General features: G+C 60.3%; 1 protein-coding gene. It reads right to left on the minus strand.

Features of this window, described 5'->3' with window-relative positions; genetic code table 11:
* The coding region (locus EN969_RS32255) for an aldehyde dehydrogenase family protein (protein WP_127419797.1) at window positions 1–1,062 on the minus strand (1,062 nt) is incomplete at its 3' end.
* Between the last annotated feature and the right edge of the window lie 69 nt (window positions 1,063–1,131).

A 1,131-nucleotide genomic window follows, 5' to 3' on the forward strand; every position in this document is an offset into this window, starting at 1 on the left:
GTCAAGGGGGATGCCACCGGTCTCGATTTGGGCGCCGCCCTCTACCGCATCTTTGGTCAGGCGTTGCATGGCCTCGATTCGCCGCGCGTTTGCCATGGGACCCATCTGCGTTGCAGGGTCATCCGGTGGACCGATCCTGATTTTTCGGACCGCCTCCGTCATCCGGAACAGGAATTCCTCATAGCGGGATCGGGCGACAAGAATCCTGCTGGGCGCATTACAACTCTGGCCCGCGCACTCGAATTTGTATTCCGAAATAGCCGGTATCGCCGTTGCCAGGTCGGCATCTTCGCACACAATAACCGGGGAATGTCCACCGAGCTCAAGGATGCAGCGCTGCAGATTATTCGCGGCCAGTGTGGCCAGCTGTTTCCCAACAGCGGTCGACCCCGTGAACGTCAAGACTTTGACAATTGGCGAACTGAGCAGATGCCGTGATATATGCACAGGAACACCGAACACCAGGTTGACCACGCCTTCCGGTATCCCTGCTTGACGCAAAGATTCCACGACATGGACAGCCACGCTTGGCGTCTCTTCGGCCCCTTTGAGGATCACCGGGCAGCCTGCCGCCAGCGCGGGGGCGAGCTTGCGGGCGATGAGAACGGCTGGATAGTTCCACGGCGTAAAGGCAGCGACGACACCGAGGGCCTCCGGGACGATCATCCTGTTCGGACCCAACGGAATCGGGGTCGACAACTCATCGGCATGCCGGCCATTCCATTCCAGCGTTTCGACTGCGCGCGCGTACTCTCCTGTTGCTTCGGCAATCGTCTTTCCCTGTTCGGACGACAGGTCCCTGGCTGCGGCGCCAGCTTTCTCAGCCAGATTGCTGGCGGCAGAGACGAGGATCTCGCCACGCTCTTTGGCGGGGCGTGAGGACCACGCCTTGCGGCTGCGTTCTGCCGAAGCAAGAGCTTCATCCAAGTCTGGAACCGTAGCCGAGGCCACTGAGGCAAATACCTTCTCCGTCGCCGGGTTGATCACCGGCAAAGTGGCTCGGCTACCACCGGCTCGCCATTTGCCATTAATGAAGAGCTCGTAGCTCCTGGCGTGGGACATCGCGGGCTCCACTTGTGATTCTGGCCATGCGAGCGCCGTTTCAATTTTCGAAGCCGCTGAGCTCGCTTG

This window comes from Mesorhizobium sp. M7A.F.Ca.CA.003.01.2.1 (assembly GCF_003998945.1).
GTDB lineage: Bacteria > Pseudomonadota > Alphaproteobacteria > Rhizobiales > Rhizobiaceae > Mesorhizobium > Mesorhizobium ciceri.